At 70.1% G+C, this 16,106-nt stretch carries 10 protein-coding genes; 2 read left to right on the forward strand and 8 right to left on the reverse strand.

All coding sequences use genetic code 11. The features are described from left to right. Positions 1 to 77: 77 nt before the first annotated feature. Positions 78 to 497 carry an STAS/SEC14 domain-containing protein gene (locus tag D7Y13_RS04265; RefSeq protein ID WP_120531015.1) on the forward strand — a complete coding sequence of 140 codons (420 nt, stop codon included), beginning with the start codon at positions 78 to 80 and terminating at the stop codon, positions 495 to 497. A gap of 32 nt (positions 498 to 529) precedes the next feature. Here D7Y13_RS04265 and D7Y13_RS04270 read toward each other — a convergent pair whose 3' ends face one another. Genes D7Y13_RS04270 through D7Y13_RS04285 form a run of 4 tightly spaced genes read right to left on the reverse strand, consistent with a single transcriptional unit; the run spans position 530 to position 3,967 of the window. Then, entirely contained in the window at positions 530 to 1,636 is a 1,107-nt protein-coding gene (locus tag D7Y13_RS04270; protein ID WP_120531016.1) for a hypothetical protein, read from the reverse strand. Beyond that, positions 1,633 to 2,391, reverse strand: coding sequence for an Imm49 family immunity protein (locus D7Y13_RS04275; RefSeq protein ID WP_158620259.1), 759 nt, complete (start codon positions 2,389 to 2,391; stop codon positions 1,633 to 1,635). The genes D7Y13_RS04270 and D7Y13_RS04275 overlap by 4 nt, the downstream gene beginning before the upstream one ends. 59 nt (positions 2,392 to 2,450) lie before the next feature. Then, positions 2,451 to 3,038 (reverse strand): imm11 family protein, encoded by a 588-nt coding sequence (locus D7Y13_RS04280; protein WP_199732657.1) that lies wholly within the window; start codon positions 3,036 to 3,038, stop codon positions 2,451 to 2,453. Positions 3,039 to 3,058: 20 nt separating this feature from the next. Next, a complete protein-coding gene (locus tag D7Y13_RS04285; protein ID WP_120582160.1) occupies positions 3,059 to 3,967 on the reverse strand; it encodes an AHH domain-containing protein in 909 nt (302 codons plus the stop codon). Positions 3,968 to 4,095: 128 nt separating this feature from the next. On the opposite strand from D7Y13_RS04285, the gene D7Y13_RS04290 reads away from it, so the two are divergent. Beyond that, a complete protein-coding gene (locus D7Y13_RS04290) occupies positions 4,096 to 5,415 on the forward strand; it encodes a metal-dependent hydrolase family protein (RefSeq protein ID WP_120582161.1) in 1,320 nt (439 codons plus the stop codon). Between the two features lie 9 nt (positions 5,416 to 5,424). Here the strand turns inward: D7Y13_RS04290 and D7Y13_RS04295 are convergent, their stop codons facing one another. The 4 genes from D7Y13_RS04295 to D7Y13_RS04310 are packed head-to-tail and all read right to left on the reverse strand — an operon-like array spanning position 5,425 to position 16,071. Next, a complete protein-coding gene (locus D7Y13_RS04295; RefSeq protein WP_120582162.1) occupies positions 5,425 to 7,167 on the reverse strand; it encodes an acyl-CoA dehydrogenase family protein in 1,743 nt (580 codons plus the stop codon). Further along, the gene (locus tag D7Y13_RS04300) at positions 7,164 to 7,937 is read right to left on the reverse strand and encodes a thioesterase II family protein (protein WP_158620260.1); all 774 of its coding nucleotides are present in this window, start codon (positions 7,935 to 7,937) and stop codon (positions 7,164 to 7,166) included. Before D7Y13_RS04300 ends, D7Y13_RS04295 begins: the two co-directional genes overlap by 4 nt. A 2-nt stretch (positions 7,938 to 7,939) precedes the next feature. Further along, entirely contained in the window at positions 7,940 to 10,984 is a 3,045-nt protein-coding gene (locus D7Y13_RS04305; protein WP_233595262.1) for a type I polyketide synthase, read from the reverse strand. Positions 10,985 to 10,992: 8 nt separating this feature from the next. Further along, positions 10,993 to 16,071, reverse strand: coding sequence for a non-ribosomal peptide synthetase (locus D7Y13_RS04310; RefSeq protein ID WP_158620261.1), 5,079 nt, complete (start codon positions 16,069 to 16,071; stop codon positions 10,993 to 10,995). Between the last annotated feature and the right edge of the window lie 35 nt (positions 16,072 to 16,106).

Consider the following 16,106-nt stretch of genomic DNA (forward strand, 5'->3'; position numbering starts at 1 on the left):
CCTGACATCCACTCGCGTGCCTGGCTCATGTGGTGCTCCCCCGCCGTGGGTGCGACTCCACGGCGGGGGAGCACCACATGAGCCAGGCACGCGAGTGGATGTCAGGGACGCAGCGCATGCGCTTCGAGCCACCGGACCTGCTGGTGGCGACGTTCAGCGGGCAGGTGACCTTGGAGGAGGCCCGCTGGATGGTGGGCGTCTACCAGGAGGTGTTCGCGGGAGGGCCGTTCTACGTCATCGCGGACGTCAGCCACTCGAGTCTGCCGGCGGAGCCCCGGAAGTACCTGTCCAGCACGGTCCGCGCCGAGTGGACGCGCGCCATCGTCTACGTGGGCGCGGACATGGGCCAGCGCATCATCACCAAGGCGCTGTCGGTGGGCATGCTCTTCGCCGGGAAGGAGGCGGGCTTCGACACCGTGTTCCTGGACAGCGTGGAGGCGGGGCGCGCCTGGGTGGCCGCGCACCGCGCTCGGAGCGGGAAGCAGCGCACGGGGTGAGCGGCGGAGGGTTTCTGCTGCATCGGCCCGGGCTATGGCGCGCTCAATGCAATCGTGCCCACGACTCCACTGTCGGAGGTGCTGCAGACCAGGGCGCGCTCCGTCAGTGCGTAGCCCCGCGCCCACGACCTCGCCGCGATGCAGACGCCGAGCGCGCCGCTCGCGGCCCCCACATCCCCGAGCGACGTCGCTGGAATCACCTCGCGAATCGATTCCAGGACCGGGGCAAGTCGCACTCGCGCGTGTCCCCAAGCGCTGGCCCGCCACGTCTCGCCGTTCAGGTCGACCACCAGGTCGCCAGAGAACGTCGCACCTGCCTTCAGGCGCCCCACGGCGGAGCGGACCGTGGCGTCGAGGTGGCCCGCCATCTCCGGCACCGCTCCCGTCCGCCAACGCGTCGCATCTTCCGGATCGATTTCCGTGGAGGGGCGTGCCACGTCCACTCCCGCGAGCCGTGCCACCACGGTCGCACTCCTGCGCTGGGCAGCCGTCTCCTCCTCCACCAGGAGACACGCGGCGGCCTCACCCGGCCGGAGCCCCGTTGGAAGTTCCTCCGAGTGCAGCCGGCGGTCATCCGCGAGCCATTGGAGGCTGATGGCGTCGAGCCAGGAGTCCACCGCGATGAGCAGCACGCGGGCGCACCGTCGCTCTGACAGGAGCTGTGACGCGCGCTGGAGTCCCAGCGCCGTGGCCGCGTGTCCCCCCAGGATGAACTCGTCGGCCACCGCGCCTCGCGGCAGCCCCGTGAGCTTGCGAAGCAGGTCCCCGCACGAGCGCTGGAGCGCCGTGGCCGTCTCAGGCCGGGGCCACCCGAAGCGCCGCTCCCCCAGTTCCGGAAGGGCCCACACAAGGCCTGTCTCGCCCCAGAACGCGTCTTCGGCCGGTGGGAGCTGGCCAGACCGGATGACGTCCTCCACGGCGACCTGGGCGAGCCGGAGCCATGCGGCGGTCTGGATGAACCCCTCGGTCAGGGGCCACACCGGTGAGCCCATGAGCGGAGCCTCACCTCCGTCGTCGTAGACGGTGGGCCCCGCGATGGGCCGGACCCGGACGATGCCCGCGCGCAGCGCCGCCGCGGCGGAGATGACGTCATGCCCGACGGCGGTCACCAGCCCGAGGGAGGAGATGACCTCCCTCATGGACGCACCGGTGGCTTCTCGAAGGCCCGCGCTGACTCGACGGTCTTCCAGGCGTCGGGGGAGGGGAGTCGCGCCCCCCGGAACTGCCTGGCGAGGCCGGGCGCCAGCGGAGGGTCGCGCTCCACGGGGAGCCCCACGCGCTCCGCGAGCTCCAGCCAGGCAAGGACCTCCGTGGACACGTGCGCGAACGTCGCGGCGTCGTCGGCGCTCAATGCGTCCCGGGCACGGAGGGCTTCGGTGCGCGTCTGGAGTTCCGCGATGGCGGTCGCGAGGGCGCTCTCGAATGCGCGTGGGTCGCGACGGTCCAGCGCGGTGCAGACCGCGAGACGGAAGTCATCCGGAGACAGCGCGGCCCACGCGTCCAACCACTGCCGGGCCGAACCCTCGGAGGCTTCCATGAAGAACCGGTCCATGAGGAAGCGGACGTAGAAGAAGTCCTCCTCGTACTCCTTGCCCGTCGCGAGCGTCCTTCGCGAGTGCTTCGCCAGCTCCGCCGCGCCGACGTCATCGCGACAGGCGATCGCATCGAAGAAGGGCTCGGACCTGGAGGTCAGCTTCTCCGAGTCGGGTGCGCTCTGGAGGAAGTGCAGGAACGCGCGTCCGCTCTTGAAGAGGTTCGGGAAGAAGGTGCTCGGATCCGCCGTGCCCAGCAGTCCCGCGATGGCGATTCGCCGGTACAGCGTCGAAACCCTCAAGTAGTGCTGCTGCCGCGGTGGCTCGGAGAGGACCTGCGGGAGCAGTTCCTCGAGGGTCACCGCAGCATTCTTCCCAGCAAGCGGCACGAACGTGGGTGTCATGGATCCGCCTCGGGAGGTCAGGTGGCGGGGGGGACGTCCAGGACGAAGAACGTGATGTTCGTGGGCTTCGGGGCGATCTTCCGCCACGCATCCAGGACGCGCTCGCTCACGACATAGGAGTCCGGGGCCTCCTTGAGGCGGAAGAGGTCCGGCGCCTGGACGATCTTCTTCGCATCCAGGACGTGCTTGATGACGCGCACGACCTTTCCTTCATGGTATTTGATTTCGGAGGCGGAGGTGTCAAGGACGTCCACCGTTCCCAGGGGGTTGACGATGAAGTAGTCGCTCGAGGCCAGTCGCTTCTTGTGATTGTAGATGGAGAGCGGCAGGTATTGCACGGGGCCCCGGTTGACCTCTTCCATCCCGTCCTTCAAGCGCTTGCTGACGATGAGCAGGCGTACGGTATTGGGGACGAGGTCCGGGATCTCGATGCCGGGCTCTTCGTCCGACATGAAGATCTTCGCGTCCTGGGGATACTCGCCCTCCTGGAGTTCGACGCCATCGCCCAGCTTCCAGCTCTTGACGCCCATTCCCTTGGGGAACTCGAGGAGGACGCAGAACTCCGGCCGGGTCTGTGCGAGCGTCTTGAACAAATAGTGTTTCACATCCACTCCTTGGGAGGTTTCTAGAATGCGTCAGACGCTGTCTCGGCCTGGGATTGCAGCCTGTTCGCGTGCTTGTCGAGCGACGCGCCGGGTTCAATCTGGCCCCATTCGATGATCTGGTTCATCAGGTGTTCGGAGAGATCTTCGAGTTTCGTCTTGTCCAGATCCGCGTCCGGGATCTTGTGTCCTTCAGGCTTCGCGTCGTCACAGATCGCCTTGTAGCCCTTGACGATGTCGGTGAGGGTGTCCCGGACAAGGCGGTTGTAGATGGGATGGTCGGTGCAGATTTCCGGGGCCCCATCTCCCTCCTTGAGCTGGATATGTCGCGCCAATCCGAGGATTCGCGCGACCTCCTTGTCCTGGGGAAGCATGAACATGTTGATCTTGTGGTTGATGTTGTACTTCACCATCATCAACGACTTGCGCATCACGTTCGGGACATTGTCGGGTTGCTCGGAGATGAGCGTGTTGAAGAGGCCCTTCGGGATGAGGTGGTGGGCGTTGTTCCAATAGGGCCAGGTATCCTGCGAGAAGTTCATCCCAGCAGGAATCGTGATCGTCTTCCCATGGATGCTCTTCCGCATGACAGGCTTCAAAGGCCCGCCCACGTCCCAATCGCCCGGTGCGGGCGTCGGCAGTTCAAGGGCGTAGTACGCGGGCGCCCACCCGTCAGCATTCGTCCTGTAGATGGAGGTCTCCACCGGGGTCGTGCGGCTGGCGTAGTCATGGAGTCTGCCCTTGATCTTCGACTCCGACCCTGCCTGCTCGTACGCCTGATAGCGGTAGTTGCAGGTGACCTTGTTCTTCTTCTTCCGGAACGTGGCTTCGTGCCCCGTCAGGCACGCGCCGCCTTCGGTCGTGCTCTTCTGCCGATGCTGCTTGTGCAGGTCCTCAAGCTCAACGTCCGCGAGATGTCCGTCGTCTCCCATGAAGCCTCCTGGCAGGGCACGGCCCGGACCCTAACACTCTGGGTGTGGGTGGTGAACCTGTCCGCCCAGTGCGCAGGGGCCGCATGGGGGCTTGACTCAAGGGGGAGACCTGTCGGCAATGAATCACCATGCGACCCGTCCTTCTCCTCGGTTCCCTCCTGCTGTCGCTGTCCGCCCTCGCCGCCGAGCCCCCTCGCGCCCAGGTCCTCAAGGCCGCGCGCCTCTTCGACGCGAAGACGGGGAAGGTCATCACCCCGGGCGTGGTGGTGGTGGCGGAAGGAAAGGTGGTGGGCGTGGGGCCCAAGGCTCCTGTGCCAGAAGGCGCGACGGTGGTGGAGCTGGGAGACGCCACGCTGTTGCCGGGCTTCATGGACGCGCACACCCACCTGACCGTGTCGCCCGGGCCCGACTGGCGCAAGGACGTCATCGACAGCTTCCAGCGCACCATCCCCGAGCTCACGCTGGACGCGTTGCCCTGGGCCCGCACGACGCTGATGGCGGGTTTCACCACGGTGCGCAACCTGGGCGCGGAGCACTTCATCGACGTGGGCCTGCGCAACTCCATCGCTCGCGGCACCGTGGTGGGGCCGCGCATCCTCGCGGCGACGTCCAGCGTGAGCTCCACCGGCGGGCACTGTGACTACGGCAACTCGTGGCGCCAGGGGTTGCTGGCCGCGGACTCCAGCCCCGGCGTGGCGGATGGTCCGGACGCGCTGCGTGCCCGCGTGCGCGAGAACTTCAAGTACGGCGCGGACCTCATCAAGGTGTGCGCCACGGGGGGCGTGATGAGCCTCAACGCGGATGCCGACGCCCCTCAGTTCACCCAGGCGGAGCTGGACGCGGTGGTGGACGAGGCCCACTCGCGCCGACGCAAGGTGGCCGCGCATGCCCATGGCGCGGAAGGGGCGAAGCGCGCCATCCGCGCGGGCGTGGACTCCATCGAGCACGGCACCCTGATGGACGACGAGGCCCTGGACCTGATGAAGCGCAAGGGCACCTGGTACGTGCCCACGGCGTTCGCCTTCAATGGCATCCAGGAGCTGGCGGCCCAGGGCAAGCTGCCGCCGGCGACCGTCGTCAAGCTCCAGACGGTGGCCGTGCGGCGCGAACAGGTGCTGCGCAAGGCGATTGCCATCGGGGTGCGCATCGCCTTCGGCACGGACGCGGGCGTGTTCGCCCACGGGCGCAACGCGGAGGAGTTCGCGGCGCTGGTGTCGTTCGGCATGACGCCCGCGGAAGCGCTGCGCACCGCCACGGTGCACGCGGCGGAGCTGCTCGGGGTGTCGGATCGGCTGGGGACGCTGGAGCCGGGGAAGCTGGCGGATGTCGTCGCCGTTCCCGGCAACCCCCTCCAGGACATCCGCGCCACCGAGAAGGTCTTCTTCGTGATGAAGGAGGGCGTCATCCACCGCAACGACGCGGTGCCCTCCACCCCCGCTCCGCGCTGAACGTCTGGCTCACGGACGGAGCAGCACGTCACACAGCAGGAAGTCGAGCTCGCTTCCGGACAGCCAGCGGGCGCTCACCGTCGCGAAGTCCGGTTCAGCTTCGGCGTCGCTCTGCCGCCAGAGGTCCTCCAGGCGGTAGCGCGCGGCGGTGCAGAAGATGTCCGCCAGCGCGTCGGCGTGCGGCTGTCCCCGTGCGGCCAGCGCCGAGGCGTGGGCCAGCGTGACGGACATCGTGAACAGCTCGTTGCAGAGCTGGTTCAGCAGGACGAGCGTCCGCTGCCGCGCGTGGAGCACCCCCGCGTCCGGATGGCGACGCGTCAATTCCAGACACCTTCGGGCAAGCCGGTGGACCTCCCGGGCCGTGAACTGGAGGTGCTCGCGGTTGCGGGCGGACAGGTGCTCCTCCACCGGGAGCGGTGCGGGAGGTGCTTCGAGCGCCTCGGCATGCGCGGGGGGCGGGTAGTAGAGGGACAGGAGCCCTTCGCGCGCGGCCTTGTGGTCCACGAGGAAGTCCACGCCGCCCGCGACGCGGAAGGCCCGGGCGTCACGCAGGGCTCGCTCCACCGGCGACGGCACCGCGCCCCGTGCCGCCTTGCTCTCCGCTGTCTCATAGCCCTCGGCGGCCAGGAGCGACACGGTCCGGTCCACGATGCGCGCGCAGGCCAGGGAGGCGATGTTCTTGGCCGCCACCTGCTCGAACCAGCGCACGGGCAGGTTCTCCGCCGTCACGCCCGTGAGGCTCCAGCGGGCCACGCTTTCCAGGGCGAAGACTTCCGCCGCGGTGGTGGAGACCTGTCGCTGGATTTCATCGAACTCGCCCAGGGCGCGTCCCTGGGCGAGGCGCCGGTGGAGGAACTCGCGCGACCACTGGAGGCAGTTCTTCGAGAGCGCGAGCGACGCCGCCACGATGATGTACATGCGGCCCAGGGCGCTGAGGGGCTCCAGCAACGGTGTGTTGCGCCAGTGCTCCTGGGACATCGCCAGCATCCGCTCCTTCGGCACCCGCACGTTGTCGAAGCCCAGCGCGGAGATGGGCAGCCCTCGCAGGCCCATCAGCCCGTGCTCGGCCCGGACGTGGAAGCCGGGGCTGGTCGTCTCCACGACGAAGAGGCTGATCTGCTCCCTGCCGCCTTCGCAGAGCGTGGCGGTGACGTTCAGCACGTCCGCGATGGAGCCGTTCCCGATGAAGACCTTCTCTCCGTTCAGGACATAGGCCGTCCCATCTTCCGTGGGCGTGGCGGTGGTGGAGGCACGCCGCGCGGAGGCTCCGGTGGGCTCGGTGTCGGCCCAGCCGGAGATGGCGCCCTCGGCCATGCGGGCGCGGACGTAGTCCTTCAGCGGACCGGCCTGGACCGCCTCGACGATGGCGCCCGCGCCCAGTCCGCTGTGGATGGCCAGCGTGTAGCCCACCGGGAGACACCGGCTCATTACCGCTTCGATGACGCGGAAGGTGTTCAGCATGGAGAGCCCCCGGCCACCCAGCTCCCGCTCCACTGGCAGCTTGTAGTAGCCCCGCGCGCGCAGGGCCTCGCGCAGCTCCGGGGCGATCCTCCCCGTGCGCTCCACCTCATCCGGGTCCACGTGTTCCGTCAGGAACTGCTCGACCTCCGCGATGACCGCGTCCCCCTGCTGGCGCTCCTCCGGATCCTGTTCGGGGAACTGGCGGATGAGGTCCCAGCGGAGCGTCCCCGCGAAGAGCTGGCCCAGGAAGCCCTCGCGGGCGCGGGTGGCGGGATGCAGAGGCTGGCTCATGGCTTCAGGTCCTTGCTGGAGACAGTGGGGGGACGGCCCTGCCGCAAAGCCTCACCCACGAGGCGCAGGAGCGTGGCCTTCTGCTCCCGCAGATAGAAGTGGCCGCCGGGGAGCAGGTGGAGGTCGCACGGCCCGGTGGTGTGCTCGCGCCACGGCTCCAATTCCTCGCGCGACAGGTCGTCCTGCTCGCCGCCCGTGACGGTCATCGCGCAGTGCAGGGGGGCGCGGGCTTCGTGCCGGTAGGACTCCACGAGTGACAGGTCCGCGCGCAGGCCCGGCAGGAGGAGCTCGCGCAGCTCGGCGTCTTCCCGCAGCTCCAGGATCAGCTCGCCGTAGGTGGGCTCCAGCGCGGTGAGCAGACCGGCCTCGTCCAGGTGGCTCGCGGGGATGCCTCGCGGAGGAAGCTGCGGGGCGGGGGCCGCGGAGAGGAAGAGCCGGTCTGGCGGTGCTCGTCCCAGGTCGCGCAGGCGGCGGGCCGCCTCGAAGGCGACGAGCGCTCCCAGGCTGTGTCCGAAGAAGGCGAAGGACGTCCCGAAATCCACCGTGGCCACCAGGGCGTCCACCAACTCGTGGATCCGGGTGAACGGCGCTTCTTCCGCCCGCGCGCCACGGCCGGGAAGCTGCACGCCCCATACCTCGATGTCCGGGAGCAGGTCCGCCCAGCGCACGTACTCGCCCGCGGATCCTCCGCTGTGGGGGAAGCAGAAGAGACGCACGGCGGCCTCGGGTCGTCGCAGCCGGCAGGCAAGCCAGGGAGAAGGCGGGGGCATCGTCATTCCGAGGAGGGACCTGCGGGCGGGCTGATTGCGGACGCCGCTTCGGCGGACTCGGCGGCGGCCTGTTCCAGGAAGCGGGCCAGCCGGGCCACGGTGGGGGTGCGGAAGATGGCCTTCACCCGCAGGGGCGTGGAGACATGCGGGCGCAGCCGAGCGATGAGCTGCGCCGCCATCAGCGAGTCGCCTCCCAGCTCGAAGAAGTTGTCGTGGAGGCCGACCCGGGGCAGCCCCAGGACCTCCGCGAACGCGGTGGCGATGCGTCGCACCGTTACATCGTCTCCAGCTTCGGACGGCTCATTCCCAATGACAGAAGAGGTGGATGGGATGTGCCCGGGCGGACTCTCCTCGGCTTCAGCCTGTCTCGTCATGGGCGCGGTCGTGTCGGGCGCCTCGACCAGGTAGCGCTGTCGCTCGAACGGATACGTGGGCAGGGGCACCCGCTGGCGTCGCGCGCCCGCGTGCAATCCCTGCCAGGAGAGCGGCACTCCCGAGGCCCACAGGCGCCCGGCCGCGGTGAGCGCGCTCACCAGGTCGGAGGTGTTGTCCGAAGGGTGGGGCAGGGTGGCCACCGCCAGGTGCGTGCCTGCTTCGGGGTGCTGGCGCGCCAGCGTCGCCAGCGTCCGTCCAGGGCCCACCTCCAGGAAGATGCTGGCCGGACCCGCGAGCAGCGTGCCCAACGCGTCACCAAAGCGGACGGTGTGACGCAGGTGCGCGGCCCAGTACGCCGGATCCACCGCCTGCTCCTCGGTGACCACGGCGCCGGTGAGGTCGGAGATCCACGGCAGCTCGGGCGGATGCCGCTCGACGCGCTGGACGCAGTCGGTGAACGCGGCCAGTGACGGCTCGACGAGGTGCGAGTGCCCGGCGCCTGGAATGCGCAGCAGGCGCGACTCCACGCCGCTCGCTGTCAGCCGTGCCTGGAGGGCTTCGATGTCCGCCACCGGGCCGGACACCGCGCACTGCGCCGGCCCGTTCACCGCCGCCAGCGACAGCCCGGACTGGAGCAGGGGTCGCAGCTCGGACTCGGGCAAGGGCACGGCCAGCATCGCGCCCGCAGGCAGGCTCGCGAGGATGCGCGAGCGCTCCAGGACCAGTCGCAGGGCATCCGCCAGGGAGAACACCCCGGCCACCGTGGCCGCGGCATAGGCCCCCAGGCTGTGACCCACCACCGCCGCGGGCTTCACGCCCCAGCGCTTCCACAGCCGCGCCACCGCGTATTCGATGACGAAGACACAGAGCTGGCCGGTGACGAACTCGCCCATCCGGGCGGTGGCCCGTTCGAGCGCGGCGGCGTCCGTGGGCTCCGGATGGAGCACCATCCCCAGGTCGAAACCCAGGACCGGGGTGAGGTGCGCGCGGCACGCGTCCACGGCCTCGCGAAACGCGGGCTGCGTGGCGTACAGCTCCCGGCCCATGCCCACGTGCTGGCCGCCGTGGCCGGGGAACATGAACACCACCGGGCGTTGTCCGGGCTCCGGCCGCGCGTCGCTCACAGGGCCCTGCTGCTCCGCCAGCGCACGGAGGACGTCGGCGGTGTCATGGCCCACGACGAAGGCACGGTGCGCGTGCGCGGTGCGCCCCACCTGGAGCGTCCAGGCCACGTCGCCCAGTGGGACTTCCGGGTGCGCGCGCAGGTGGCCACCCAGCCGGTCCACGGCCCGGGCCAGCGCGGCGGGCCCGTGGGCCGACAGCACGAGCAGCTGTGGGCAGCGGGTGCGCTCGGACGCGGGCGACGCGGGCGCCTCCTCCAGCACGACGTGGGCATTGGTCCCGCCGATGCCCAGCGAGCTGACGCCGGCCCGCCGTGGAAGGCCGCGGGTGTCCCAGTCGCGCAGCTGCGTGTTCACCCGGAAGGGGCTGTGTTCGAAGTCGATCTCCGGGTTGGGCTGTTCGAAGTTCAGGCTGGGGGGCAGCTTCCGATGTTCCAGCGCGAGCACCGTCTTGATGAAACCCGCCACGCCCGCCGCCGCGTCCGTGTGGCCGATGTTTGTCTTCACCGAGCCAATCCAGCAGAACTGTCGTTGGCGGGTGTCGAAGGCCTTCGTCAGCGCGGCGACCTCGATGGGATCTCCCAGCCGCGTGCCGGTGCCGTGGGCCTCGATGGAGGTGATGCTGTCGGACTCCACCCCGGCGGCGCGCAGCGCGGTCTCGATGACGCTGGCCTGTCCCTCCACGCTCGGCGCGGTGAAGCCAATCTTCCCGGCCGCGTCGTTGTTGATGGCGGAGCCCCGGAGGACGGCGCGAACCGTGTCCCCGTCCGCCAGCGCATCCGCCAGCCGCTTGAGCACCACCAGTCCCGCGCCGTTGCTGCCCACGGTGCCCTGTGCTCGCGCGTCGAAAGCACGGCAGCGGCCATCCGGAGACAGCGGCCCGCCCTCGCTGTAGTGGCCGAACCGCGGCGGCGCATGCACCGACGCGCCTCCGGCCAGGGCGATGTCGCAATCCCCCGCGAGCAGCGCCTGCGCGGCCAGATGGATGGCGACCAGGGACGTGGAGCAGGCCGTCTGCACGGTGACGGCGGGGCCTCGCAGTCCGAGCTTGTAGGCCACCCGGCTGGTGAGGAAATCCATGCCCGTCGCCAGCCGGAGCTGCCAATCACTGGCACCCGCGAGCAGCTCCCTCCGGGCGCGGAGCGCGGACAGATAGGACGTCTCACTGCCTCCCGCATAGATGCCGATGGCGCCGCGGTAGCGCGCTGGATCATACCCGGCGTCCTCCAAGGCCTCGCGCGCGCATTCCAGGAACACCCGCTGCTGTGGATCCAGCATGAGGGCTTCCAGGGGCGAGCAGCCAAACGCCGCCGCATCGAACCTGTCCGCGTCCGCCACCAGTCCGAACGCAGGCACCTCGTCGCCCACGGAGGCCTCCCCGGGCGGCTGTTCGCGGGGGCTCCCGTCCGGGCCGAAGAAGGTGATGGACTCGACGCCGCTGGCCAGGTTGGACCAGAACGCCTCGGCGTTGGCGGCACCGGGGAACCGGCATGCCAGCCCCACCACCGCGATGTGCGCGGCGCGGTCCTCCTCTTCCAGTTCCTGATTCACGGGCGCACTCATTCCCCGTCCTCCCGCGTGCTGTCCGACGCGAGCCGTCCCCGTCGGCCCAGCAGCCGCGCGCGTCCGCTCTGGCGTTGTTCCTGGCGCTGCTCTTGTGCGGCGGCGGCCTCTCCACCATCCCCCTGGCCCTGGAGGTGCCCAGCGAGTGTCCGGATGGTGGGGAATTCGAACAGCCGCACCATGGGCACGTCGTGTCCCAGGCGGCTCTTCAATAGATATTGCACCTGTCCCAGCAGCAGCGAGTGTCCGCCCAGGTCGAAGAAGTTGTCCTCCACGCCCACCCGCTCCAGGCGCAGCGTCTCGCACCAGAACCCGGCCAGCTGGCGCTCCAGCGCGTTCGCGGGTGGCGCCTGGGGTGCTTGCGTCACGGTGGGCGGCGGCAGGGCACGCTCATCCACCTTGCCGCCGTGGGTGAGCGGCAGCGCCCCCAGCTCCACGTAGGCGGAGGGGATCATGTAGGCCGGCAGCTCGCGGGCAAGGTGCTCGCGCAGCCGCGCCGGGGAAGGCATGGCGTGCCCTGCCTTCGGGACGAGATAGCCGACCAGCCGCGTCTCTCCGCCCGGAGCGCTCCAGGCTCGGATGTGGGCCTCGGCGATTCCAGGCCCCGTGCGCAGTCGCGCGGAGATCTCCGCCGGTTCCACGCGGAAACCGCGAAGCTTGAGCTGCGCGTCCATGCGGCCCAGGAACTCGAGCGCGCCGTCGGGCCGGATGCGGACGGTGTCCCCCGTGCGGTACAGGCGCGCACCCGGGCGCGATGAGAAGGAGTCGGGGATGAAGCTCCAGGCCGTGAGGTCCGGGCGGTTCAGGTAGCCCCGAGCCACCCCGACGCCGCCGACGTACAGCGCTCCTGGTGCCCCGAGGGGAACGGGTTGCAGCTCCGCATCCAACACATACGCTGTGGCCCCGTCGATGGGCTGGCCGATGGCGGGCAGGGCCTCATCCGGGCCGGAGGGAAGAACCTCGCCGGAGGTGGCCGTCACGGTCGTCTCCGTGGGGCCGTATTGGTTGAACAGTCGCCAGGGCAGCCCGAGCGCCGGGCGCGAGAGGAGCCGGTCTCCGCCCGCGAGCACCGTGCGCAGCTCGCACGCGTGTGGCCAGGGAAGGGCCAGCAGTCGCTCGGCGAGCGCGGTGGGCAGGTCCGTGAAGGTGATGTGCTCGGACAGGAGCCACGCCTGGAGTCGCTCCGGGGACAGGCGCACGTCCTGTCCGGGGACGTGCAGCGTCGCGCCGACCGTCAGCGCCGGCCAGAGCTCCGCGGCGGAGGGGTCGAAGGCGGGTGAGTAGAGGAGCGTGGTGCGGCTGTTCGCGTCCAGGCCGAAAGTGCGCCGGTGCCACCCGACGAGGTTGGACAGCGAGCCGTGCTCCACCATCACCCCCTTGGGCATGCCGGTGGATCCGGAGGTGTACATGACGTAGGCCAGCGCATCGGGCCGCGCATCGACGGAGAGGTGGCCGCGCGGTGTGCCAGGGGCACGGAAGTCCTCGACGCACACCCGCTCCAGCGTGGCGGGGAGCCGCTCGCGGAGCGCTCCGGTGGTCACCACCTGTCGCACGCCACCATCGGCGAGGAGGAGCGCGAGCCGCTCGGCGGGGTGCTCCGGATCCAGGGGCAGGAAGGCCGCGCCGGCGAGCAACACGCCCAGCTCGGCCGTCACCAGGTCGGCGCCCCGGGGCGCGCAGACGCCGATGAGCGGATCCGCGTCCGTGCCCGGCCGGCGCAGGTGTTCGGCCAGCAGCATCGCGCGACGGATCAGCTCCGCGTAGGTGAGGGTTCCAGCCTCGTCGCGCACAGCCACCGCGCCGGGCGTCCTCCGGGCCTGCTCCAGGACCTGGAGGTGCACCGGGGGCTCGGGCGTGGGCGCCCCGGAGGGGTTCCGCTCCACCAGGAGGGCTTGTCGTTCCGCGTCCGTGAGCATCGGAAGGCGCGACACGGGGGCGTCGGGACTTCGCACCGCGACCTCGAGCAGCCGCAGGAAGTGGGCGGACATCCGCTCCATCGTCGAGCGGTCGAAGAGGTCGCGGTTGTATTCCCAGATGAGGGAGATGCGGTCATCCCCGCGCGAGGCGTCCCCCAGGTGCCGTCCCGCATGCGGAATGGCGACGACGTCCAGGTCCACCTTCGAGGAGCCGTTGCCTCGCTCGAAGATGGTGCAGGCGGCATCGCCGAGCCTGGGACTGGGCACGGCCGAGTCGTGAAAGCTGAACATGGCCTGGACGAGCGGATTGCGACTGGGGTCGCGCTTCACGCCCAGGGCTTCAATCAACTTGAGGAAGGGATGGGTCTGGTGTTCCGCCGCCGCGGAGGTGACGTCCTTCACCTGGCGGACCAGCTCCCGGAATGACAGCGCACCGGAGACGTCACATCGCAGGACGACGGCATTGACGAACATGCCGATGAGGTTCTCGACGTTGCGGATGCCGGCCCTGGCGGCGAACGCCGAGCCGATGCACAGGTCCCGCTCCCCGGTGTAGCGATGCAGCAGCGTCGCGAAGGCGGTGAAGAGGGCATGGAAGAGGGTGACGCCCTCTCGCTGGCAGAAGGCACGCAGGGCGCCGGGCAGGGCCGGCGGCAGCTCCAGACGGAGCAGGTCGCCGTTGAAGCCCTGCACGCGCGGTCGCGGGCGGTCGGTGCGCAGAGGCAACACCTCGGGGGCTCCGGCCAGTTGCTCGCGCCACCAGGCGAGCTGGGCCTTCATGGCCGGGGCTTCGAGCGCCGCGCGCTGCCAGACGGCGAAGTCGCGGTACTGCACCGGCAGCTCCGGCAGTGGCGAGGCTTCGCCCCGCAGGTAGGCGTTGTAGAGCGCATCCAGCTCCCGCATCAGCACGGAGAAGGACACCCCGTCATGAACGACGTGATGCTCGACGAGGACGAGCTCGTATTCCTCCGGAGCCAGGCGGAGGGCGCTCCAGCGGACGAGCGGCGGCGCGAAGAGGGAGATGGGCCGCCGCAGCTCCTCGCGGATGGCTTCCTCCCGCCGCAGCTCCCGTGCGTCCTCGGGCAGCGCGCTCAGGTCCAGCAGCGGAACACGGACCGGGGTCACCGGCTGGACGCGCTGCCACGGCCGTCCATCGACCTCCTCGTAGGTCGTGCGCAGCAGTTCGTGGCGACGGGTGATCTCCGTCAGGGCGCGTTCGAGCACCTCCAGGTCCAACCCGCCCAGCACGCGGAGCGTCGTCTGTGCCTGGTAGGAGATGCTGTCGGGGGACAGCTTCTGGAGGAACCAGACCTGCTCCTGCTGCACGGAGAGCGGCGCGAGCGGCGAGTCGGCGGCGCGGAGGACCGGAGGCAGCACGTCCTTCGCGGGAGCGGCCCTTCGCGACTCCAGCAGCGCCGCGAGCAGGGCGATGCTCGGGTGGGAAAAGAGCTGGGTCAGTGACACGGAGAGGCCCAGCGTGTCTTCCATCCGCGAGGTGATCCGCGTGGCGAGCAGGGAGTGCCCGCCCAGCTCGAAGAAGTCGTCATGGATGCTGACCTGCTCCTGCCGCAGCTCCTCCTGCCACACCCGCGCGAGCCCGTGCTCCAGCTCCGTGCGAGGCGCGACATACGCACGGCTCCGGGGCGCGTGGAGGGCCGGAATGGGGAGCGCCTGGAGGTCCACCTTGCCGGTGGGGCCGAGCGGAAGCGCGTCCACCACCACGAACGTCCGGGGCATCATGGCCTCGGGAAGCCAGGCGCGGAGGTGTTCGCGCAGCTGCTCCGTTCCGGGGACGGCCCGTGCGTCGCGAGGCGTGAACCACGCCACGAAGGAGACGTCTCCCTCAGGCGCCCCGGTGCTCCGCGCCATCACGTGCGCGGAGCCCACGTGCGGATGGGTCAGGAGCGCGGCGGTGATCTCCGCGGGCTCCACACGAATGCCTCGGACCTTCACCTGTGAGTCGATGCGGCCCAGGAACTCCAGCGAGCCATCTGGTGACCTGCGACCCAGGTCCCCCGTGCGATACAGACGCTCGCCACCGGTGGAAGAGAAGGGGTGGGGGATGAAGCGCTCGGCGGTGGAGGCCGGAGCGCCCACGTACCCGCGTGCCAGGCCCGGCCCTCCGATGAAGAGTTCGCCTGTCTCTCCGTCGTCCACGGGCCGCAGCTCCGGGTCGAGCAGGTGGAGCTCCGCGTCGTCGATGGGACGGCCAATGGACGGCAGGCGTTCCTCGCGCGACTCGCCTCCGGGCGGGACGACGTCCGAGGTGCAGTAGATGGTGCACTCGGCGGGGCCGTAGCCGTTCACGAGCTGGAAGGGCAGTCCGGGCCTGGGCCGCAGGTGCAGCCGGTCGCCTCCGGTGAGCAGCAGGCGCAGGGCACACGTCCGGGGCCAGGGCAGCGGGAGCACGCGCTCGGCGAGCGGGGTGGGGAGGAAGACGCAGGTGATGCCCCGGTCCAGCAGCCACTCCTGCGACTTCCGGGGGGACAGACGGGTGTCCTCGTCCTCCGGCAGCTCCAGCCGCGCGCCCGAGGCCAGCGAGGGCAGGATGGACATGACGAACGCGTCGAAGCCCAGCGAGGCCATCACCCCGACGCGATCCGCTGGTGACAACGCGCATGTGTCGCGGTGCTGCGCGGTGAACGCGGACAGGGCGCGGTGGCTGATCATCACCCCCTTGGGCAGCCCGGTGGAGCCCGAGGTGTGGATGACATACGCGAGGTGGTCCGGCAGAACGTGGGCATCAGGGTTCACCTCCGGGAACGACGCGAGTTCGCGTCCCGAGGGCGCGAGGACCTGGAGCCCTGCCCCCGCGAGCCGCTCCACGGCCGGTCCTTCTCCAATGACAGCCATCGCCCCGGCGGACGCCGCCATGTGGCGCAGGCGCTCGGGTGGGGTGGAAGGGTCCAGCGGGAGCCACGCGGCCCCCGTCTTGAGCACCGCCAGGATGGACACCACGAGCCGCGCGCTTCGTGGCAGGCAGATGCCGATGACGGAGTCAGGACCGGCCCCCCTGGCGAGCAGCGCATGCGCCAGTCTGTTCGCCTGCTGATTGAGCGCGGCGTAGGTGAGGGACTCGCCCCCATGTTTCACCGCGACATGGGAGGGAAGTTCGGTCGCGCGTCGCTCGACGAGCGGGTGGACGAGGGGGGGCAGCAAGAATCCTCCGGCCGGCGCCATCCCGGAGGCTTTAG

Origin of the sequence: Corallococcus praedator, assembly GCF_003612125.1 — a bacterium.
GTDB lineage: Bacteria > Myxococcota > Myxococcia > Myxococcales > Myxococcaceae > Corallococcus > Corallococcus praedator.